The organism is Pseudomonas sp. CM27 (assembly GCF_013179515.1).
Classification (GTDB): Bacteria; Pseudomonadota; Gammaproteobacteria; order Pseudomonadales; family Pseudomonadaceae; genus Aquipseudomonas.
Genome location: NZ_JABMCN010000095.1, coordinates 1 through 20,111 on the forward strand (window position 1 = coordinate 1; position 20,111 = coordinate 20,111).

General features: G+C 65.6%; 20 protein-coding genes and 1 pseudogene. 2 read left to right on the top strand and 19 right to left on the bottom strand.

Annotated features, from left to right (window positions below):
- The first annotated feature begins 301 nt into the window (after positions 1 to 301).
- On the top strand, positions 302 to 1,795 hold the full coding sequence (locus HP547_RS13790) for an aldehyde dehydrogenase (protein WP_172232509.1): 1,494 nt from the start codon (positions 302 to 304) through the stop codon (positions 1,793 to 1,795).
- A gap of 137 nt (positions 1,796 to 1,932) precedes the next feature.
- Entirely contained in the window at positions 1,933 to 3,246 is a 1,314-nt protein-coding gene (locus tag HP547_RS13795; protein WP_172286587.1) for a hypothetical protein, read from the top strand.
- A 135-nt stretch (positions 3,247 to 3,381) separates the two neighbouring features.
- Here the strand turns inward: HP547_RS13795 and HP547_RS13800 are convergent, their stop codons facing one another.
- The 19 genes and pseudogenes from HP547_RS13800 to HP547_RS29365 all read right to left on the bottom strand — a co-directional run.
- A complete protein-coding gene (locus HP547_RS13800) occupies positions 3,382 to 4,674 on the bottom strand; it encodes an NAD(P)/FAD-dependent oxidoreductase (protein WP_172286588.1) in 1,293 nt (430 codons plus the stop codon).
- Positions 4,667 to 5,344 (bottom strand): S8 family serine peptidase, encoded by a 678-nt coding sequence (locus tag HP547_RS13805; protein ID WP_172286589.1) that lies wholly within the window; start codon positions 5,342 to 5,344, stop codon positions 4,667 to 4,669. Before HP547_RS13805 ends, HP547_RS13800 begins: the two co-directional genes overlap by 8 nt.
- Positions 5,334 to 7,067, bottom strand: a complete 1,734-nt coding sequence (locus tag HP547_RS13810; protein ID WP_172286590.1) for an ABC transporter ATP-binding protein — start codon at positions 7,065 to 7,067, stop codon at positions 5,334 to 5,336. The genes HP547_RS13805 and HP547_RS13810 overlap by 11 nt, the downstream gene beginning before the upstream one ends.
- Position 7,068: 1 nt before the next feature.
- A complete protein-coding gene (locus HP547_RS13815; protein ID WP_172286591.1) occupies positions 7,069 to 8,979 on the bottom strand; it encodes a sigma-54-dependent Fis family transcriptional regulator in 1,911 nt (636 codons plus the stop codon).
- A 225-nt stretch (positions 8,980 to 9,204) separates the two neighbouring features.
- On the bottom strand, positions 9,205 to 9,441 hold the full coding sequence (locus HP547_RS13820) for a hypothetical protein (protein ID WP_172286596.1): 237 nt from the start codon (positions 9,439 to 9,441) through the stop codon (positions 9,205 to 9,207).
- 442 nt (positions 9,442 to 9,883) lie between these two features.
- Positions 9,884 to 10,735: a CsgG/HfaB family protein gene (locus tag HP547_RS13825; RefSeq protein WP_172286592.1), complete on the bottom strand. Its 852-nt coding sequence runs from the start codon at positions 10,733 to 10,735 to the stop codon at positions 9,884 to 9,886.
- A 34-nt stretch (positions 10,736 to 10,769) separates the two neighbouring features.
- Positions 10,770 to 11,183, bottom strand: a complete 414-nt coding sequence (locus tag HP547_RS13830) for a curli assembly protein CsgF (protein WP_172223717.1) — start codon at positions 11,181 to 11,183, stop codon at positions 10,770 to 10,772.
- Positions 11,180 to 11,575: a curli production assembly/transport protein CsgE gene (csgE, locus tag HP547_RS13835; protein ID WP_172223713.1), complete on the bottom strand. Its 396-nt coding sequence runs from the start codon at positions 11,573 to 11,575 to the stop codon at positions 11,180 to 11,182. The genes HP547_RS13830 and csgE overlap by 4 nt, the downstream gene beginning before the upstream one ends.
- Positions 11,572 to 12,099 (bottom strand): type II secretion system protein, encoded by a 528-nt coding sequence (locus HP547_RS13840; RefSeq protein WP_172223696.1) that lies wholly within the window; start codon positions 12,097 to 12,099, stop codon positions 11,572 to 11,574. Before HP547_RS13840 ends, csgE begins: the two co-directional genes overlap by 4 nt.
- Positions 12,074 to 12,448, bottom strand: coding sequence for a type II secretion system protein (locus HP547_RS13845; RefSeq protein WP_172223693.1), 375 nt, complete (start codon positions 12,446 to 12,448; stop codon positions 12,074 to 12,076). Before HP547_RS13845 ends, HP547_RS13840 begins: the two co-directional genes overlap by 26 nt.
- A 5-nt stretch (positions 12,449 to 12,453) precedes the next feature.
- Complete coding sequence (locus HP547_RS13850) at positions 12,454 to 12,933, bottom strand: type II secretion system protein (protein ID WP_172223690.1); 480 nt, start codon at positions 12,931 to 12,933, stop codon at positions 12,454 to 12,456.
- Positions 12,930 to 14,795, bottom strand: coding sequence for a secretin N-terminal domain-containing protein (locus HP547_RS13855; protein ID WP_172223686.1), 1,866 nt, complete (start codon positions 14,793 to 14,795; stop codon positions 12,930 to 12,932). The genes HP547_RS13850 and HP547_RS13855 overlap by 4 nt, the downstream gene beginning before the upstream one ends.
- Positions 14,792 to 15,301 (bottom strand): hypothetical protein, encoded by a 510-nt coding sequence (locus HP547_RS13860; protein WP_172286593.1) that lies wholly within the window; start codon positions 15,299 to 15,301, stop codon positions 14,792 to 14,794. Before HP547_RS13860 ends, HP547_RS13855 begins: the two co-directional genes overlap by 4 nt.
- Positions 15,301 to 15,864: a type 4a pilus biogenesis protein PilO gene (gene pilO / locus HP547_RS13865; protein ID WP_172286594.1), complete on the bottom strand. Its 564-nt coding sequence runs from the start codon at positions 15,862 to 15,864 to the stop codon at positions 15,301 to 15,303. The genes HP547_RS13860 and pilO overlap by 1 nt, the downstream gene beginning before the upstream one ends.
- Complete coding sequence (locus tag HP547_RS13870; protein WP_172223676.1) at positions 15,851 to 16,393, bottom strand: PilN domain-containing protein; 543 nt, start codon at positions 16,391 to 16,393, stop codon at positions 15,851 to 15,853. Before HP547_RS13870 ends, pilO begins: the two co-directional genes overlap by 14 nt.
- Before the next feature lies 1 nt (position 16,394).
- A complete protein-coding gene (locus HP547_RS13875; protein ID WP_172223672.1) occupies positions 16,395 to 17,174 on the bottom strand; it encodes a hypothetical protein in 780 nt (259 codons plus the stop codon).
- Entirely contained in the window at positions 17,158 to 18,963 is a 1,806-nt protein-coding gene (locus HP547_RS13880) for a GspE/PulE family protein (protein ID WP_256676339.1), read from the bottom strand. Before HP547_RS13880 ends, HP547_RS13875 begins: the two co-directional genes overlap by 17 nt.
- A 61-nt stretch (positions 18,964 to 19,024) precedes the next feature.
- Positions 19,025 to 19,564: a response regulator gene (locus tag HP547_RS13885; protein WP_172286595.1), complete on the bottom strand. Its 540-nt coding sequence runs from the start codon at positions 19,562 to 19,564 to the stop codon at positions 19,025 to 19,027.
- 248 nt (positions 19,565 to 19,812) lie between these two features.
- Positions 19,813 to 20,111 (bottom strand): annotated as a pseudogene (locus HP547_RS29365) (peptidylprolyl isomerase); the annotation flags it as partial.

Sequence of the window (20,111 nt, forward strand, 5' to 3'; positions counted from 1 at the left end):
TTCATCCTGAGACAGGGCCTGCTGCGCAGGCCAATCGCCGGCAAGCCAGCTCCCACAGATTAACCACTGCCTTGAAGACCTGTGCTGTACCTGTGCGAGCTGGCTTGCCGGCGATCGGGCCTTGAGGCCACTGTTTCACAACCGTCTCACACCGTCTCAATGTGCAACAGCGCACACCTGCAACGACAACCTTGCAACTCGGCAAACCCCAACCCCTTCAACGCTTTGCGGCCATCTGCGCAGCTTGGCACGGCCATTGCGCCAGTGCCCGTCACATCCAATGACAAGAGGCACCGCCCCCATGCTTTCCGAACTGCCCATCCTGCCCGCCACCCGCGCCTTCCTGGAACGCAAGCTGAAAATGCGCATTGGCGCCGACTGGCAGGACGCCGCCAATGGCCGCACCCTGTCGTTCCGCAACCCGGCCACCGGCGAAGTACTGGGCGAAGTGCCCGCGGCCGAGGCCGAAGATGTCGACCGCGCGGTCCGCGCGGCGCGCCAGGCCTTCGATGATTCGCCCTGGAGCCGCCTGCGCCCGCGCGAGCGGCAGAACCTGCTGTGGCGCCTGGCCGACCTGATGGAGCGCGATGCCCGCCAGCTGGCCGAACTGGAATGCCTGAACAACGGCAAGAGCGCCGCCGTGGCCCAGGTAATGGACGTGCAACTGGCCATCGACTTCTTGCGCTACATGGCCGGCTGGGCCACCAAGATCGAGGGTAGCACCGTCGAAGCCTCGATGCCGTTGATGCCCAACGACCAGTTCCACGGTTTCATCCGCCGCGAGGCAGTGGGCGTGGTCGGTGCCATCGTCGCCTGGAACTTCCCGCTGCTGCTGGCCTGCTGGAAGCTCGGGCCGGCGCTTGCCACCGGCTGCACCGTGGTGCTCAAGCCCGCCGACGAAACACCACTGAGCGTGCTGAAGCTGGCGGAACTGGTAGACGAGGCCGGCTACCCGGCCGGTGTATTCAATGTGATCACCGGCACCGGCCTGAATGCCGGCGCCGCGCTCAGCCGCCACCCCGGGGTGGACAAGCTCACCTTCACCGGCTCCACCGAAGTCGGCAAGCTGATCGGCAAGGCGGCCATGGACAACATGACCCGCGTGACCCTGGAACTGGGCGGCAAGTCGCCGACCATCGTCATGCCCGACGCCAACCTGCAGGAAGCCGCTGCCGGTGCGGCCACGGCGATTTTCTTCAACCAGGGCCAGGTGTGCTGCGCGGGCTCGCGGCTGTATGTGCACCGCAAGCACTTCGACAACGTGGTGGCCGACATCGCCGGCATCGCCAACGGCATGAAGCTGGGCAGCGGGCTGGACCCGGCGGTGCAGATGGGCCCATTGATTTCGGCCAAACAGCAGGACCGCGTCACCGGCTACATCGAACTGGGCCGCGAACTGGGTGCGACCATTGCCTGTGGCGGTGAAAGCTTCGGGCCGGGTTACTTCGTCAAACCGACGGTGATCGTCGATGTCGACCAGCGCCACCGCCTGGTGCAGGAAGAAATCTTCGGGCCGGTGCTGGTGGCGATGCCGTTCGAGGACCTCGACGAAGTGATCGGCATGGCCAACGACAACCCCTACGGCCTGGGCGCGAGCATCTGGTCCAACGACCTGGCGGCTGTGCACAGGATGATCCCGCGTATCAAGTCCGGCTCGGTGTGGGTCAACTGCCACAGCGCGCTGGACCCGGCGCTGCCGTTTGGCGGCTACAAGATGTCTGGCGTTGGTCGCGAGATGGGCGCTGCGGCCATCGAGCACTACACCGAGCTCAAGTCGGTGTTGATCAAGCTCTGATCATTTTCCTGTACCGGCCCCTTCGCAGCGCAAGGCTGCTCCTACGGTCGCGCATTCCTTGCAGGAGCAGCCTTGTGCTGCGAAGAGGCCGGTACAGGCACTACAAAAACAACAATAAAAAACCATGGAGCAAACCCATGAGGCACACACTCGCCTGCACATTGGCCCTGCTGCTAGCCGCCCCCGCCAGCCAAGCCTACGAGCTGTACAACCACAACGGCACCACCCTCAACGCCGAACTCGAAGCCCTGTTGGGTGTTTTCCACAGCGACGAAAGCTTCAACCAGGCCGGCAACCGCCAGCCGGGCAGCAGCGCCTGGCAGGAGGGCTACGCGAAATACGGACTCAGCGGCAGCCAGGCCCTGGCCGATAGCGGCGCGCTCTACGGCGCCTTCAACCTGCTCAGCTCCGCCACCTGGGGCGATGGTGATGCCGCCGGGCTGACCCTGGGCGACGAGCGCCGTACCGCCATCGAAGACCTGTACCTGGGCTGGCGCTCGGCCAACCTGTTCCCGGCACTGGGCGAAGACGGCGTGGACATTTCCGCTGGCCGCCAGGTGGTCACCCTGGGCGACGGCTTCCTGATCCAGGGTGACCCGGTCAACCTCGGCAAGGTCGACCTGGGTGCCAACTTCGACCGCGGTGGCGCCTACTACCTGGCCGCACGCAAGGCCTTCGACCGCACCGCCGTACTGCGCCTGGGCGGCAAGCAGGGCTGGCGCGGCGACCTGATGTGGCTGAAGTCCGACAATCATTATCAGGCCGATACCTCAATGGCAGTGGCCAACCTGGAGCATGTCGGCGACAACGGCACCGTCGGCCTCAGCTGGATCCGCGGGCTCGACGTGGACCAGCGCTATGCGCAGCTGCTGGGCCTGGAACACCGCGACGGCATGGACACCGCCAGCCTGCGCGGGCGCGGCAACCTCGGTGTGAAGGACCTGGAGCTGGCCGCCGAGTACGTCACTCAGGACAAGACAGGCGGGCGCGAGAACGCCTGGTACCTGGAAGGCAACTGGACCTTCTCCGAACTGCCCTGGACCCCCACCGCCACCTACCGCTACAGCCGTTTCTCGGAAGGCTTCGACCCGTTGTTCTATGGCCTGAGCCGTGGCTACGGCACCTGGTTCCAGGGCGAAGTGGCAGCCAACTATGCCGGGCCGTTCAACAAGAACAGCCAGGTGCACCACGTGGCGCTGAAGGGCAAGCCACGGGACAACCTGACAGTGGGCGCGCTGTATTTCGACTTCGATACCCTGGACACCGACCAGGGCAACCTCGGCGGGCGGGAGCTGGACCTGTATGTGGAATGGATGGTCAACGACCACCTGCTGATCAGCCCGGTGGTCGGGTTCTACAAGCCGGAGCGTAGTGCTGCGACTGGTGGTACGCAGCTGGGCGGGCGGGATACCGGGACCTATATGCAGTTGATTGTCGGGACCTTCTTCTGATTTGAGATCCAGGGGCTGCTTTGCAGCCATCGCCGGCAAGCCAGCTCCCACAGGTACAGCGCAAATTCTGGGTTTTGTGCAGTACCTGTGGGAGCTGGCTTGCCGGCGATGGGCCGCAAAGCGGCCCCGGCGATATCAAGCCAACCCCTGCTCCAACACCCACCGCCGCACCATGACCTGCTGTTCAACCGCCAGCCCTGACAACACTGCCTCGACTGGCCGGCCACTGCGTATTTCCCGCACCACCGGCGCCAACTCCACCCCCTGCAGATGCCACACCCCCAACGGCTGGTCCGCCGTCACCACCACCTCGGCCGCATCCACCAGCCCATCACGCAGTACAGGCCGTCGCTCAACCCGAACTGCCTGCCAATCCGCCGCCAGATGCAATGGCTGCGCATCCGGCCAACCTTGGCGCTGCCCCCAGAATGCCTGCCCTGCCCACCCCTGCTCCTGGGTGTAGAAATCCCGGCCAATGCGAGCAAAGCGCAAGAACAGCTGCTCGACCCGTTGCTGGTGAAACTGCTGCGCCAATGCAGCTCGCTCGGGCTTGCGCAGCAAGGTGTTGATCACCACCGGTGCCTGCAACGCCGAAGACAGCGACTGAAAGATCCCGTTGCCCGACAGCGGGTCAACCGCCATCGCCGCATCGCCCACGCGTATCCAGTCCGGCCCAACGCATTCACCGGCAAGAATGGCGGTACTGCTGCGCGCATGCACCTGCGCGGGCAGCAGCGCCTGGGCGTCGAACAGTTCTGCCACCAGCGCGCTGCGGGCACGCCGCGCTGCGCAGTAATCGGCCAACCCGGCTTTGCCCGGCAGCCCGGCGGCATCCAGGGTGACCTGCCAGTAACAGCGGCCATCTTCCAGGCGCGCCATCCACGCCCAGCCATCCTCCAGGCTTTCTACCGCTGACGCCGGCTTGCCCGGAAGACTCTGCCAGCCGTTCAGCAGGCTGACCGTTTCCGGTCCGCGCCGGCGGTCTGCGGCCAGTGGGGCCTGGCGCCCGCGGGCTTCAACCAGGAAATCGGCCGGTAGTACTTGCCCATCATCCAGCCGAACGAAATGGCCGTCCCCGGGCACAACCTCGCGCACCCGGCCTTCGACCACGCTCACTCCCGCACGCAGAAGATCGTCGCGCAGCGCGCGGTCGAAGCGTTGCCGGTCGAGTAGAAACTCCTGGTTCATCTGCAAGTGCTGGCCGTTCCAGTGCACCTGCCGGTGAGCGGGCATCGCCGCCTGGCTCAAGGCGCCACCGAGCCCCGCGTTGCGCAAGCCCTCAAGCACCCGTTGCGATACACCTTCAACTGCAGCGAACCGGCGCCATTCGGAAACGACCGTTACCGCGTACCCCAGGCGCCGCAACCCAATCGCTGTGGCCGCGCCTGCCGGCCCAGCACCCAACACCACAATGCGCGGCTCAGGCATGGCTGGCCCCTCGTCGCTCGGGGCCGATAAATGCTGCGTGATGGCGCAACCAGTCATGAACCTGATGCCGGTCCAGCCCCGGCTGTTCATGCAGCAGGGCTGCAATCCTCCCGCTCACGGCCGCACAACCCAGGCTCGCGCCCGCGCTACCCGCCGCCCCTACGTAGCCACCAAAATCCGCCTGCCGGGTACCCAGCCACGACCATTGCCCAGGTGCGCAACGGGCATCGCCAGTGACACGAATCACCCCCTCATAACTGGCCGGGTACACCGCTGCGCCCTGTGCCGGGCTGGATGCGCACAACAGCACGCCCGCCGCCAGCGCCTCGGCGCAGGCCTGATGCAGCACCGGCCGATCCTGCTGCAACCCCAGGCTCAGGTTGACCAGCGTAGCGCCGGCTTCCACCAGCCACAGCAGCGCGGCCGCCACCTGCAATGCGCTGGTGCTGGCCTGGGCGCCGAACACCTGAGCTACCAGCAGCGGCACCGGGCCGGCCGCACGTTGCAAGCTGGCAAGCACCGCGCTGCCGTGGCCGAGTTGGTCGGGCAGCATCGCGCCTTCACGCAACTGGCCGTCTTCCAGCCAGAAACGCCGGGCATCTATTGCACCATTGGCTTGCTCTGGCGAGCAGCCACTGTCGATAACGCCAATCCGCAGATCAGTGCCCATGCCTGATCACCTCCTGCGGCAGTACCTGCAACTTGCCGTCCGACAAGTGCAGGTGCAGATCCGCATCGGCCAGGGTCGAGGCGCGGTGGCTGATCAAAATGCGCGTGCGGCCGGCGAACAGCTGGTCGATAGCCGCAATCACTTCACGCTCGGTGGACTCGTCGACTGCCGACGTGGCTTCGTCCAGCACCAGGATCGCCGGCGCTTGCAGCACCGCGCGAGCGATGGCGATGCGCTGCTTCTGCCCACCAGACAGTTGCTGGCCACGCTCGCCCAGCAGGCCGTCCAGGCCCAGCGGCAGGCTCTCGACCAGGCTGTCCAGCCGCGCCAGGCGCACCACCCGCTCCAGCTCCGCACGGCTGGCCTCGGGCACGCTGTAGGCCAGGTTCTGCGCCAGGGTGCCGCGGAACAGCACGATGTCCTGGCTGACCACGGCGATACTTCGACGCAGCGCGGCCAGGTCCAGTTCGCGCAGGTCGGTGCCGTCCAGCAGGATGCGCCCTGCGTCAGGGTCGTAGAAGCGCTGCAACAGGTCGATGAGGGTCGACTTGCCCACGCCAGAGGCGCCGCTGATGGCCACCTTCAGCCCCCCCGGCACGCACACCTGCACGTTGTTCAGCACGGCGCCCTGGCGGCCTGCATGGCTAAAGCACAGTGCTTCCAGGCGCAGTTCGCCCGGGCCATCGGGCATGGGTTGCGGGTTGGCCGCCGGGCGCACGGCCACGGCCTCCTGCTTGAGCTCCATCACCCGCCCCAGGCTCACTGCCATGCGCTGCACCGCCACGTACAGCCCCAGCAGGCTTTGTACCGGCCCCACCGCCATGCCCATGTAGGTTGAAAAGGCGATCAGCGCCCCCAACTGCCAGGTCCCCTGGATCACCCACCAGCCGCCGACCAGGAACGCGCAGGCGCGACACCATGAGGTCAGCGTACCGGGGATGGCCTGGGTGAAGAATTCGGTCACCTGCACCTTCAGCAACTGGCGCATGTAGCCCTGCCCCAGCTGGTCCAGGCGCCCTGCCTCGCGATCTTGCTGGCCGGCGGCCTGGATGAACTTCATCGCCGGCAGGGTTTCGACCAGGAACGACGACACATCCGCCGAGCGCTCGCGCAGGCTGCGCACTTCGCGCTCCACCTTGCGCCGCATCCAGCGCAGCCACAGCACCTCGATCGGGATCAGCAAGGCCAGCAGCAGCGACAGTTGCCACGACAGCATCAGCATCAATGCCACCGCACCGACCAGGCCGATCACCGCCGACACCGCCGAAAACAGCGAGTCCACGGCAAAGCGCTGGATCTCCGCCACATCGCCATCCAGCCGCGAAAGAATGTCACCGGTGCGCCGCCGGCCGTAGAACGTTGGCGACAACTGCTGCAGGTGACGGTAAAGGTCATCGCGCAGGGCAAACAGGATGCGCCCCGACAAGCGAGTATGCAGGTAGCGGTTGACCCCGGCCAGCACGGTGCCCAGCACACCGGCGCCGATCATGATCGCCGCCATGTGCCAGAGCGTCTGGTAGTCCTTGGCCAACAGGCCTTCGTCGATCAGCGTCTTGACCAGCCAGGGTTGCGCCAGTGCCAGCAGCGAGGCGCCCAGCGACAGGCCCAGCAGCACGCCGATGGCGCGGCGGTGGGGTCGGACGAAACCATACAGCCAGGCTAATGCCTGGCGCATGAGTACAGGGTCGCTGGAGTCCACCAGCCTTGCGAACAGGCCGCCCATGTCAGCTGCGCAACTGTTTGAGCTTGCGGTACAGCGTCGCCCGGCTGATGCCTAACGCTTCGGCAGCAGCGGAAACGTTGCCCTGGTGGCGCGTCAACGCGGCGCGAATCAGCTCCAGCTCGTTGTCCTTGATGCTGCCGGAAGGCGCCGTTGCGCTGGCCAGTTCGTCCAGCAGGCAATCGGTCAGGTGGTCAAGGGTCAGCAACAGCTCGCCATCTTCGCGCATGGCCAGTGCCGTGCGTACCACCATCTCCAGCTGGCGGATATTTCCGGGCCAGTCAAAACCTTCAAGCAACCCAGCCAGGGCCGGGTCCAGGCTGACGCCCTTGGCGCCGGACTTGTCCAGCAAACCCTGGATGATTGCAGCCAGGTCATCCCGTTCGCGCAGGGCCGGCAGGCGCAACGACACGCCATTCACCCGGTAGTACAGGTCTTCGCGGAAGTGTTGCTCCTGCACCAGACGCTTGAGGTCGCGGTGGGTGGCGCAGATCAGCGCCACGTCGATGTCCTGCTCGTCGCCCGCCCCCAGCGGCGCCACACGGCGCTCCTGCAGAACCCGCAGCAGGCGCGCCTGCAGGGCCAGCGGCATGTCGCCGATTTCGTCGAGGAACAGCGTGCCGCCCTGGGCCTGCATCAACCGGCCGACCATGCCGCCCCGGCGCGAACCAGTGAAGGCTCCTTCGCGGTAGCCGAACAGCTCGGACTCGATCAGCCCTTCGGGGATCGCTGCGCAGTTGACGGCCACAAACGGTTTGTCGGCGCGCGGGCTGGCGTGGTGCAAGGCGCGGGCTACGACTTCCTTGCCGGTACCGGTCTCGCCCAGCAGCAACACCGGCAGGCCGTTGCCCAACCCCTGGCGTGCCATGCGCAGGTTGCGCGCCAGGCGCGGATCACCCCCGGCCAGGGCGTCAAGTGCGGGTGCTTGCCTGCTCAGCGTCGGCTTGCTCGCCGGCGGACTGCCGTTGACCCGGCCATGGCGGGGCAGCTGCAGGGCGCGGAAGTAGAACTCGCCCTTGGCCGTCTGCACGCTGCTCACCCCGCCCTGCCACAGGCGCGCGATGAAGGCCGGCGAACGCTCGCCGAGCAGGTCGGTGCTGTGCCGGCCGATCAGTTCATGGCGCGGCACCTGCAACAACTGGCAGGCACTGTCGTTGGCCGCCAGCACTTCGCCGTCCAGGCTCAGTGCCAGCAGCCCCTGCCAGGCGCTGTTGAGGTATTGCGGGCGGCTGTGGAACGCCAGCACCAGTTGCTCTGGGTGGCACAGGCCGAACAGCCGGCTTTCGATGTTGCCGGCGGCCAGCATCAGCGTTGTCAGGCTGTCCTGCGGCTGCGCCATCACCCCTTCGCGGGTGATGTCGAGCACGCCGATCACCTCGCCCCGCGGGTCGCGCAAGGGTACCGAGGTGCAGGAGAAGGGGCTGAGGCGGTCGAGGTAGTGCTCACCGCAGTTGATCAGCGTTGGCCGGCCTTCGACGACCGCCGTGCCGATGGCGTTGGTGCCACGCAGTGTTTCGCTCCAGCAGCTGCCGGGCTGCAGGTCACGCAGGCCCTCGCGGCTGAGCACATGGGTCTGGCCCTCGATGGCCAGTACGTTGGCCTTGGCGTCGCCGAGGATGATGATGCCGGCCTGGCCCTGGCGCGCGACCAGGTAATCCAGTTCGGGGGTGACCGCGTCGACCAGCAGGCGGTTGCGCTCGAGCAGGGTGCGCAGGTCGCGGCCTTGTTCCAGGCCCAGGCCGACCTGCTCGCCTTGCAGGCTGTCCAGGCCATGGCCCAGGCTGCGGCGCCAGGAGGCGTCGATTTCGTCGCGCAGCATGCCCAGCGGCAGCTCGCCTTCGCTGGCCAGCTTCAGGCGGGCCTGGCGGGATTCGTGCAGCGGGTCTTGGGCGTTTGTTATTAGTGGTCGCGCCATTTGCTACTCCGGCTGTGCCCCGCAAGGTGGCGGGAGACGGGCTTGGGAATTTTCCGCAGTGTGCGGGAGAAATGGCTGGGCGTCATCTGGTTGATGGATTGGGGATGGCTGGGGGTGTATGGCTTGGGTTTTGGGTGGGGGCTGAGATCGAGCGCCGCCCGCGCGGCGCTCGATCTCACGGGCGCCAAATCTCTATCGCCAGGCGCTTAGAGACCCAAACCGCGCTTAGACCGACACCACCCTCCCCCGTCCAGCCAACTGCTGCCGTTCAACCCCATCCAGCAACGCCTCCAGCACCGCCTTGGCCGAATCCAGCCCATGGTCATTGCTCAACAACAGGTCACGGCAGGTGCCCTTGGCCAGTTCCAGCGCCTTGAGATTGGTGGCAAACGCCCCTTTCAGCAGCGTGGACAGATGCACCAGCGCATCTTCGTAGTCCACTCCCGAACGTACGGCAAACAATGGCGGGTGGCTGCATTCACAGGTGGAAAAACTGGAGGCCGCCGTGGTGGCGCGTGCGGGAGGATCTGGTAAGCCTTTTGTCATTGTGTCGCTCCTTGATTCACTGGAGCCGCCACAAATCGCTACCAAACGAAAGGGTGACGGCTGTACGCAGGTTGGTAGACCGGGAATCAAGGAAACCGGCGCGCACGAAGGCGCCCTACGCACAGCCGCCATAAAACGAAACAGCCGGGCACAAAAAAGCGCCAACTGTATCGCAGAGCGGGCGCTTGTGCGCCTTGATTGATCGCGGGCTACCAAACCCGGCTGCTGGATTTACAGCAGCGGAGGAAGCCTACCGGCCCTAGGGAAAGCTTTCAAGGCTGGTGGGCCTTCAGTAACAATTCTGTTGCCAGCTCCAGCCTCTTCGCGGGCATGCCCGCGAAGAGGCCATCAAACCCATTCACTGCTGCTGATTCTGACTCAAGAACTTGTCCACCGTAGCCTTGCCCTCCCCCGCATCCCCCGCCACCTGCCACAACCGCCGTTCAATCCCCTGCGCCAGCAAATGCCCCACTGCCGACTCAATCGCCGACAGCACGCAGAGCTGCGCCGGTTCGTTGGTGGTGTACCCCACCTCAGCCTCCAGCAACTTCTTGAACTCGATGAACTTGAACACCCCGGCACTGCGCCCGACCGAGTAGATGGTCTTGCTGGTCATCACGTTGGCCAGCACCTGCCCGGTACGCACGTCCACCGCCCGCAGGTTTACGGTTACCTGGTCCACCCGATATTCGCGGGAGATGTCGATCCCCAGGTAACGCGCACCCTCGCCGCCACTGCGCACGTTGGTGTCATAGGCGATGATGCCGCCTTCGAGCATCAGGTTGGCAGCCTGCAGCGGGGGCAGTTCGCCCATGATGTTTTCCGCTACATCAGGCTTTTTCTGCGAAGCACGGATGATCTTGCGTTCGGTCAGCAGGTTCTGCAGGCCCTCACGCTCCAGCACCACGAACCAGCCGCTGGCGCTCAGGGCATCCATCAGCATGCTCGCCGCGCCCTGGGTGACGCTGGTGGAGAACGAACTGGCCGGGGTTGGCTTGTACTGGCCGGTCTGGTCGCGGAAACCGTACACCACCGCCATCAGCCGGCCTTTGGGGCGTGGCATGTTGATCAGGTCATAGTAGGTGGAGGCGCGCGGGGTCAGGGTCGGGGTTTCCGAGTCCTGTTCGGCCGACATGGGTTCGCGCAGGCTGCAACCACTTTGCAGGCCCAGGGCGGTGAGGATCAGCAGCGTGCTCAGCAGACGTTTCATGGTGTTCTCTCCCCAACATAAAAGCCTTTCCCTCTCAGGGGTTCAGGCCGCTGACCTCAATGATCGAAGTTTCTCCCGTGGCGCGATCGGTGACCTTGATGCTCAAGGCCCCGGAATCGTCGATGACGTCGATCAGAAATGCATCGGTCGCCATGCTGCCGGTGTTGCCGTTACTGATGTTGTCCAGCAACTGCGACAACATCCGCGACTCCAGCTGGTTGCTGAAGCGCTCCAGGGCCGTGGTACCGGTAAAGGCCGAAGCACGGTCCTTGAGGTCGGGGTCGTCGTAGTCGTTCTGCGCCTGGGCGTTGTTCAGCAGCCAGGTGCCATTCAACGGGTTGCCGCCAAAGGACGGGTTGACCGGCGTGTACACCAGCTCGGTGGCCTGGGCAGCACAGGCGCTGGCCAGCAGGCAGGCGGCGATGCAACGTGAAATACGGTGGTTCATAGCTCGTCCCTCTCCAAGTCGGTGGTGTCCTGCAGCAGGCGTTGCAGCTTGCGTTGAATGATTTGCTGCTTGACCAGGTCGGCGGCTGCAACGGCCTCGTCTTTGAGCTCGGTGGTATTCGGGGGCAGGAAGCGGCGGTACATCACTTCACGTTCGAACTCCACGGTGACCAGGCTGCCCCAGCGGGCATCCGGGCGTTCGCGCACCACCAGGTTGAAGTCCAGGCGACTGGTGGCGCGCAGGCGGTCGGCGAAGTAGTAGTAAAAGTCGTGGCCGATGTGCGAGATGGTGTTGTCGACGATAAAGCCCTGCATCTCGTCCTCCACCCCGGCCTTGGCCGACGTGTTCAGCACCAGCAGCAGGCCCAGGCACAGCGCAGCCAGGCGGTTCATGGCGTGTCTCCCGGGCCGCTGTGGGTCTGTACGCCGCCGGCGCTTTCGGTAAACGCCTGCTCGGCGACGAACTGCCAGTCGCTGTAGTGCTCCAGGCCTTCGAAACCGCTCCACTCGGCGCCAAAGCCACTGCGCTTGAACGGGGTGTCGTCCGAGCGGCTGTGCACGCCGGTGATGCGGCCGTCGATCGAGCGCAGCAGGCCCCACTCGTCGCTGTTGCTGATCGGGTCGGGGTATAACCGGCGAATGTGCCGCCTGGCCTGCGGAAAGCGGTTGTCCTGCAGCAGGTCGGCCAGGTCCTGCGGGTATTGGGCCAACCCCGGCGAGGCGCGGTAGTAGCTGCGCAGGGCCTGGGCGTACTGGCTGCCCACCCACAGCAGCTGGCGTTCGCGGTCGCGCTGGGCGGCACTGGCCCAGATCGTGCCGGTGGCGGCCAGGGCGATGGTGCTGACTGCAATCAACAGCAGCACGCCCAGGTAGGTGAAGCCGGCATTGGCCTTACCATTCAGCGAAGAGGCTGCCATCACGCGCCCTCCCTGTAGCACCGCTCTTGATATCGGCCACGCCGCCGGCCACGCCCTCTGGCGGTGGCACCAGCTGCCAGGCATCGCTGCGCTCGGTAATCGGGTCGACCGGGGTGTTGCGCAGGTAACGCAGTTCCACCAGTTGCTCCAGCGAGTCGGGGTAGTGGCCGGTGTCGCCGTAGAAGTGATCCAGCGATTCGCGCAGCACTGCCAGGCTCTGGCGCAAGGTGGCCTCGCGAGAGCTTTCCAGGCTGTTGAAGTAGCGCGGCATGGCGATAGTCAGCAGCGTGGCGATGATCGCCATCACTACCAGCAGTTCGATCAGGGTGAAGCCTTTGCTGCGTTTCATGGCTGTCACCATTGCCCGTAAGGGATGCTGTTGAGGCCTTTGCCACGGGCCTTGGAATACACGTCGAACACATCCTCGCCTTCGCGCGGGCTGTCCGGGCTGCTGTCGTAGGCACGCAAGCCCCAGCCGCCGGCGTCGTCATCCTTGGCCGCCACCAGCGGGTCATGCGGGATACGCCGCAGAAAGTAGAACTTGGCGCCTTTGGCACTGCGTACATCCCGTACCCCGTCGACCAGCACCTGCAGGTTCGGCGGGTAGCCGCTGGCATCCAGACGCTTCTCGATGTAGCCGGCGTCGAAGGCGCGCTTGTAGGCATCGATGGCATCGCGGATCTGGTACAGCGCCTCGCGCAGCTGCTGCTCCTTGCCGCGGCGCACCACGGTTTCGGTCAGCGGCGCTGCCATGCTGGCCAGCAGCCCGAGCAGCGCCAGGGTCAGCACCACCTCGATCAGGCTGAAGCCGTGCATGGCGCGTTGCCGTTTCATGGCCGTGGGCTCGCGGTTACCGGTACTACGGCCATCTGGCTTTCCACTACCGGTGCATCACTGGTTGGCGCGTTGCCAGGGACATCCACCGGTGGCAGCGGCGCCATCTGGCGGACTTGCATGGCCGACTCGGTGCCGGTGGAGAACTCCATGTCCGACGGGCTCTGGTACGGCAGGTTGCGCACGATGCGCGGGGTGATCGCCAGCACCAGCTCGCTCTTGCTCATGTCGTCCTTGTTGCTGCCGAACAGCCGGCCCAGGCCGGGGATGTCGCCGAGGCCGGGGATCTTGTTGCCGCTGGCGTTGTGGTCGTTGCGCACCAGACCGGCCAGCACCTGGGTTTCGCCATCATGCAGGCGCAGGCTGGTCTGGGCGTTGCGGGTGTCGACCTGGACCGGAATGGTGCCCTGGCGGGTGGCTTCCAGCGGGGTGGCGTTGCTCACTTCAAGCGCGATCTTGATCGCCACTTCGTTGTTCAGGTGCACGGTGGGCTGCACCTCAAGCTTCAGGCCGACGTCCAGGTAGGTGACGCTTTCGGTAATCACCGGGCCCTGGGTGGACGGCACCGAGGTGGCGCTGATGATCGGCACCCGCTGGCCAATGTGGATGCGCGCCTGCTCGCGGTTGCTGACGCGGATCACCGGGCTGGCCAGGGTATTGATGTCCTTGTCCGAGGCGTTGATCTTGGCCTGCGGCGCCGGCGAGATGCTGATGCGGCTGGAGTCGATACCGCGCAGCTGGTCGAGCACACTCACCGACTTGCCCTCGGAGTTGAGCACGCCGAAGGTGTTGGGCCATTGCAGGCCCAGGTCGAGGATGCGCGAGGTGGCCACTTCCATCACTTCCACTTCCAGCACCACCTCGGGGTTGGACTGGTCCTGCGACTGCAGCAGTTTCTCGGCCATCCGCACGGCATCGGGGGTGTCGCGCATGGTCAGGGTGTTGAGGCGCTCGTCGACGAACACGTCGCGGGTCTTGAGCATGGTCTTGACCATGTTCAGCGCGGTGTTGGCGTCGATGCTGGTCAGGTAGAAGGTGCGCATGACCAGTTCCTGGTAGTCCTTGGACTTCTGCGGCGAGTCGGGATACACCATCAGGGTGTTGTCGTTGACGATCTTCTGGCGCAGCTGGTTCTGCTCCAGCAGCAGCGCCACGGCGTCTTCGATGCGCACGTCACGGACGAAGATGGTGGCCTTCATGTCCGGGCGCATGTCCTTGTCGAAGATGAAGTTGATGCCGGCAACCTGCGACAGCACCTCGAAGATGGTCTTCAGGTTGGCATCGCGAAACTCCAGGGTCACCGGCCGCTCCAGCTTGCTGCGCAGTTGCGGGAACGGCTGCGCGGTGCGCGCCTGGACGTTCTCGATGTCGGTGCGCAGGGCGATGCCCTTCTGGTTTTGCGGGTCCAGGCGCAGCACTTCGCGCATGTAGCGCTCGGCGCCGAACAGGTCGCCCTGGCGCAGCGCTGCCTGGCCCAGGGCCACGCGCTCGTCGAGGGTGCGGATCAGCTCCAGCTGACGGATGCCTTCCTGGGCGCGGCGGTTGTTCGGCTCCAGGGTCAGCACCCGGCCGTAGCCCATGCGGGCGTTGGCGAAATCGTGGCGGATGCGGTCGCTGTCGGCCTGGGTGATCAGTGCCTCGATGGCGGCCTGGCGGCTGTGGGCCAGGGCGATGTTCAGTTCGGTGTCGCGCGGGTCATCGCGCAGGGCTTCTTCCAGGCGGGCGATGCCGGCCTCGTACTGGCCCTCCTTCATCAACTGGTCGCTGTCCTCGCGTACCGCACTGGAGCCGCAGCCGGCAATGGCCACGCACAGCGCCACAAGCAGGAACGGAGCAGGCTTGCACAGCTTCGATGACTTCATGGTGCGCTCCCGACAGACAAGGTCTGCGACTGGTGCAAAGGCAGGTAGACCAGGCTCAGCTCGCTGGCTGAGACCCGATCGAGGCGGTAGGTGTCTTCGATCACGTCGCCCTGGCGCACGACGTAGAGTTTTTCGCCGCTCTGCAGGAATATCTGCAAGTCGTCGCGTTCACCCATGCGGCCGATGAACTGGAACGGCAGCTCAGGGGCGGTGGGCGCTGCGGCTACGACAGGCGCGGCGACCACGGGTTGTTCGGTGACGGTGGCCAGGGCTTGGGGCTTGGTCCATTTCTGGGTTGGGAACAGATCTCGGGAGGCCTGCTCCGGCCCTTTCGCGGGCTCGCCCGCCACCACAGAACCTGTGGGCGCCGCCGAACCTGTGGGAGCGGGCGAGCCCGCGAAGGCCGCGACGCCATCGTCCTGCCCAAACCAGTGCCCCGGCGCCCAGGCCAACGCTGCACTTACCCCGATGAAACCGGCCCAGATGACTGCACGTTGTGTGTTCATCACGACCTCGACAGGTAGAGGGTCATGCGCAGCCGGGCGTTGAGCTCGCTGTCGCCGATGCGTTTGCGTTGCAGTTCCAGGTCTTCCAGCACCAGCGTTGGCAGTTGCCCCAACAACCCCTTGAGGAAGCCGCGAATCTGCGGGTAGCTGCCACGCACCGGCAGCACGATCTGATAGCGCGCCAGCTGGGTCTTGGGGTCGATGCCCAGGGCGTACTCACCACGCGCCAGGCTGATGTGCTCGGCGCTGGCCAGGTGGTACAGGCGCTCGATCAGCTCGCTGGCCTGGGGCTGCCCCGGCAATTGCTGCCGCAGGCTGTCGAGCGCCTGTTGCTCGGGTTTGACGGCGATCTTCAGCTCGCCACGCTTGACCCGCCCGACCTGCACGCTGGCATCCGCTTCGCTGGCACGCAGCTCCCGCACGCTCTGCCACTGTGGCAGCACACCGGCAGCGGCCACGCCCAGGGCCAGCAGGCCCGCAGCGACTGCCGCCAGGCCGACCGGACCGACGCGGCGCAGGCGCTCCTGGACAATCAGGCTGTTCAGCGATTCAAGGGCGCGCATGGCCAGTCTCCCAGGTAGCGGTAAGGGTGAAGCGCACCGGGTGCTCGGGCTGCGCGGCCAGTACTTCATGGTTGAGCAGCGACACATCGCTAAGCTCGGCACTGGCCTCCAGGCGCTGGTGGTACTGCAGCATCGCCTCCAGGTTGCGAGCCTCTGCGCTGATGCGGACCTGGCCTTTGCGGGCGTCCGGGGTCAGGCCGAGCAAGGCGACATCGTCCTGCGGCAGGCTTTCGAGCATGGCGAACAGTTGCTGCCAGGGCCGTTGCAACTGCTGCGAGACACTGCGCATCTGCGCCAGGCGCTCGGCCTGTTCGCGGCTGGCAGCGGTGCTTTGTGGCGCGACGGTGGCGGGCCGCCGGCCCAGTTGCAGCTCCAGGCTGTGGACGCTGGCTTCCAGGTCGACCTGCTCGGCCTGCAGGCTGTATTGCAGCAGCACCAGCGCAGCCACTGCGGCGCCCGTCAGTGCCAGCAGCGTCCAGGCCAGCGGGCCGCTGCGCCGGGGTTGGAATTCCAGGTCGAGGCGGCGCATGTCAGGCCACCGCCCGCCACATGGCGCACAGCGGGTCGGTTTCGCTGGCCGGCTGGCACAGCTGCACCGCCGCCAGTTGCGGCACGTCGCCCCGGCCCGGGGCATGCAGGTAGACCCGTGGCAGGTGCTCGCCGTACAGCTCGCAGGTGCGCTCGATCAGCGCTTGCAGGGCCTGGTCGCTGTCGGCGCAGCCTTGCGCCAGCACTTGCTGCCAGGCGCCTCCGGCCGCCAGCAGCAGTACACTGCGGCGTGGCTCGGCCAGCACGAACAGGAAATCGCCCTGCTCCAGCTGCGCCGAGCAGCGGTTGTAGGCGGCCATCAGGTACGGCTGTACCGAGCGCAGGTTCAGGCGGCTTTCCCGGGCCAGCGCCTGCAGCCGTTGCAGCAGGGCTTCGGGCAACGCGGTGGCAATGCGCGCAGCACCTGCAGGTTCCGGCGACAGCACGATGCGCCAGTCGTCCAGCGGCTGCCCGTACAGGTTTTCGAAGCAGGCCCGGGCGTAGGCGTCGAGCTCGCGCGGGTGGCCGATGGCATCGCTCCAGGGCACCAGGCAGAAGCGGCTGTAACGCGCCGACAGCAGCACCCGCAGTTGCGCACCGCGTGCGGCATGCTCGGCCAGCAGCGCGGCCAGCGCATCGACGGCAGCTTCCCAGGCCGGTTGCGCGGCGTCGCAGGTGAACGCGCGGCTGCCCAGCCATTGATGGTGGTTGTTGTGCCAGCGACCCAGGCCGACACCTTCAGCGCCGAGCACGGCGCAGAATCGATCAGATGAATGTGACACGGTTGATCTCCTCAAGGGTGGTGCGGCCATCGCGGACCAGGTCCAGGGCCGAGGCCCGCAGCAGGCGCAAACCACGCTGGCAGGCGAGTGTCTTGATCTGCGCCAGCGGGCGGCGCTCGACGATCATCTGCCGCAGGTCGTCGTCCAGGTGCAGCAGTTCGGCGATGGCGCTGCGGCCGCGGTAGCCACTGCCGCGGCACTGGCCGCAGCCCTGCGCCCGCACGAAGCGCCAGCCGGCCACGCCCTCGCGGGTCAGGCCCGAGCCATACAGGGTGTCGTCATCCACCTCGCAAGGTGTGGCGCAGTGCGCGCAGGCCAGGCGAATCAGTCGCTGCGCCAGCACGGCATTGAGTGCGGAAACGAAGCTGTAGGGGTCGACCTGCATCTGGCTGAAGCGGCCGATCACGTCGAACACGTTGTTGGCGTGAATGGTGGTGAACACCAGGTGGCCGGTGAGCGCCGATTGCACGGCGATCTGCGCGGTGTCCGGGTCGCGGATTTCGCCGACCAGGATCTTGTCCGGGTCGTGACGCAGGATCGAGCGCAGGCCGCGGGCAAAGGTCAGGCCCTTCTTCTCGTTGACCGGGATCTGCAGCACACCCGGCAGTTGGTATTCGACCGGGTCTTCGATGGTGATGATCTTGTCCACGCCGTGGTTGATCTCGCTGATCATGGCGTACAGGGTGGTGGTCTTGCCGCTGCCGGTAGGGCCGGTGACCAGAATCATGCCGTAGGGTTCGGCGGCCAGCCGGCGCAGGGCGCGCAGGGTCTCGTCGGCAAAACCCAGGGCCTGCAGCTGCACACCGCTGACCCGGTCGGACAGGTCTTGTTTGTCGAGTACCCGCAGCACGGCGTCTTCGCCAAAGATGCTGGGCATGATCGATACACGAAAGTCGATTTGCCGATCGCCCACGGCCACCTTGAAGCGGCCGTCCTGGGGCACGCGTTTTTCGCCGATGTCCAGCTCGGCCATGACCTTGATACGTGAGATGACCTGGTCGGCGAAGGCGCTGCCGCTGGCCTTGCCGGCGCCGTTGAGCACGCCGTCGATGCGGTATTTGATGGTCAGGCCCTGGCCGGTCATGCCCAGGTGGATGTCGCTGGCGTGCAGCTTCAGGGCGTCGTACAGGGTGGAGTTGACCAGCTTGACCACGCGGCTCTGGTCTTCGCTGATGCTGGCCAGCGACAGGCGTTGCAGCGGGTCGCTTTCGCTGCTGGTTTCGGGGTCATGGTCGAGCGCATCGACGGCGTGGAAGCTTTCTTCGTGGCGGGCCAGGAAGGTGGCCAGCTCGGCCGCATGCGCCAGGTACAGCGGTGCGCCTTGCAGCACGTCGTCGATCCAGGCCAGGCGGGCCGGGTCGAAAGGGTCGGCGAACACGCCCAGCAGCTGGCCGTCCTGCTCGATCAGCACGAACTCGCGCTTCAGGCATACGGCCAGGCTGACTTTGTCGAAGCGTGGGTTGCTGTGCAGCAGGGTGTGGCTGTCCAGCACCGGGTAGTGCAGGGTCAGGCCCAGGCGGCGGGTGAAGGTGTCGGGGGTGTCGCAGGCCAGGCGTTCAAGGCAGTTGAGCAGGCGTTCATCACTGGCTTGGAGCCGGGCCTGGGTCAGCAGGTCGCGGGGGTATGCCTGAAACTGTTTTGCCTGTGCCGGCCCTATCGCCGGCAAGCCAGCTCCCACAAAATCCCCATTGACTTCAGGAGTGCACGAACCCTGTGGGAGCGGGTTTATCCGCGAAGAGGCCAGCGCAGGCTGTAGAACTTTCGGGGATGCATCGAATGCGTCTGACATGGCCTGCGACTCCGCTCAGGGGGCGCGTCGCAGGCTGGCTCAGCCAAGGGTGCGGGCGCCGCTATTCCCCTGTGAGCAGTTGATCGTCGTCGGGCCCTGGCGGCTTGGCGCCATTACGGCGGCGGTCGGCCAAAACCCAGCTTCCATCGTACAACTGCAAGGGGAACGATTCGTTCCTGGTCTGGCGTCGTTCGACGAACCCGTCTGCCGGGTTGTCCGTGCCCCTGCGCCGGCGCTCGATGCCCATCAGGTCGAAGATCGGACGTGCCAGTTCCATCAACGGGAACGGCTTGAACAGGACATGACTTACACCCAGTTCGGCGGCCCGCTCACGCACCTCGGCGGTGGGGTGGGCGGTAATCAGCACGAAGTGGCAGTGGCATTGCCTGTTCTTGCGTACGGCCTCCAGAACCTGAAAACCCTCCATATCGGGCAAGCGGTAATCCAGCACAACTACTTGCGGTGCCAGGCGTTCAGCCTGTTCGATACCACTGGCACCGTCATGGGCAACATGAACTTCCAGGCCTTGCGCCTGCAGGTACGCTTGCAGGTTCTGCGCAAGGGTCTGTTCGTCATCGACTACCAATACTCTGTTCACCAAGGTCGACTCCCTAGAACTGCCCGGTTACCCGGTCTGCGAAGTGCGCCCTTGTACAAGCTTGAGCAGGCTTCGTGCCAGGCGTGAATAGTCATGTTGCACCGTTGTAACGCGTTGATTTGCAAAGGGTAGCCGCGACCACCCAGATGGCGGCAGGCAACAGTACCCACCCGGTTCCCCACAAGCGGGGCAACTGATGGCACTTTGCCAAACCTTTATTCCCCAGCATTGGGGACTCGCCAGCAGGGCCTTCAGTCGGCGATTTCCACTGTAGCCGACTGGCGCAAACGTTGGCGCACGGATTGGCGAGCTTGCCCCTGTCTTTGAGCGATGAGCGTAGCCCTGGCCAACTCCAGGCCCTGTTCGCGTATGACCAAGGGGTTATCACTTTGGTTCTGCGCTCCTTGCAGTCTTTCTCGATTGGCATCATAGAATGCCTCCACTTCGGCCGGGCTCGGCGCGTCGACTGCGCTGAGCCGGGCATACACCTGCTGGGCCGCCATCTCGTGCCGGGTGTAGTCAGTGTACTGTGCCCTGTCGAAGCCTGCCT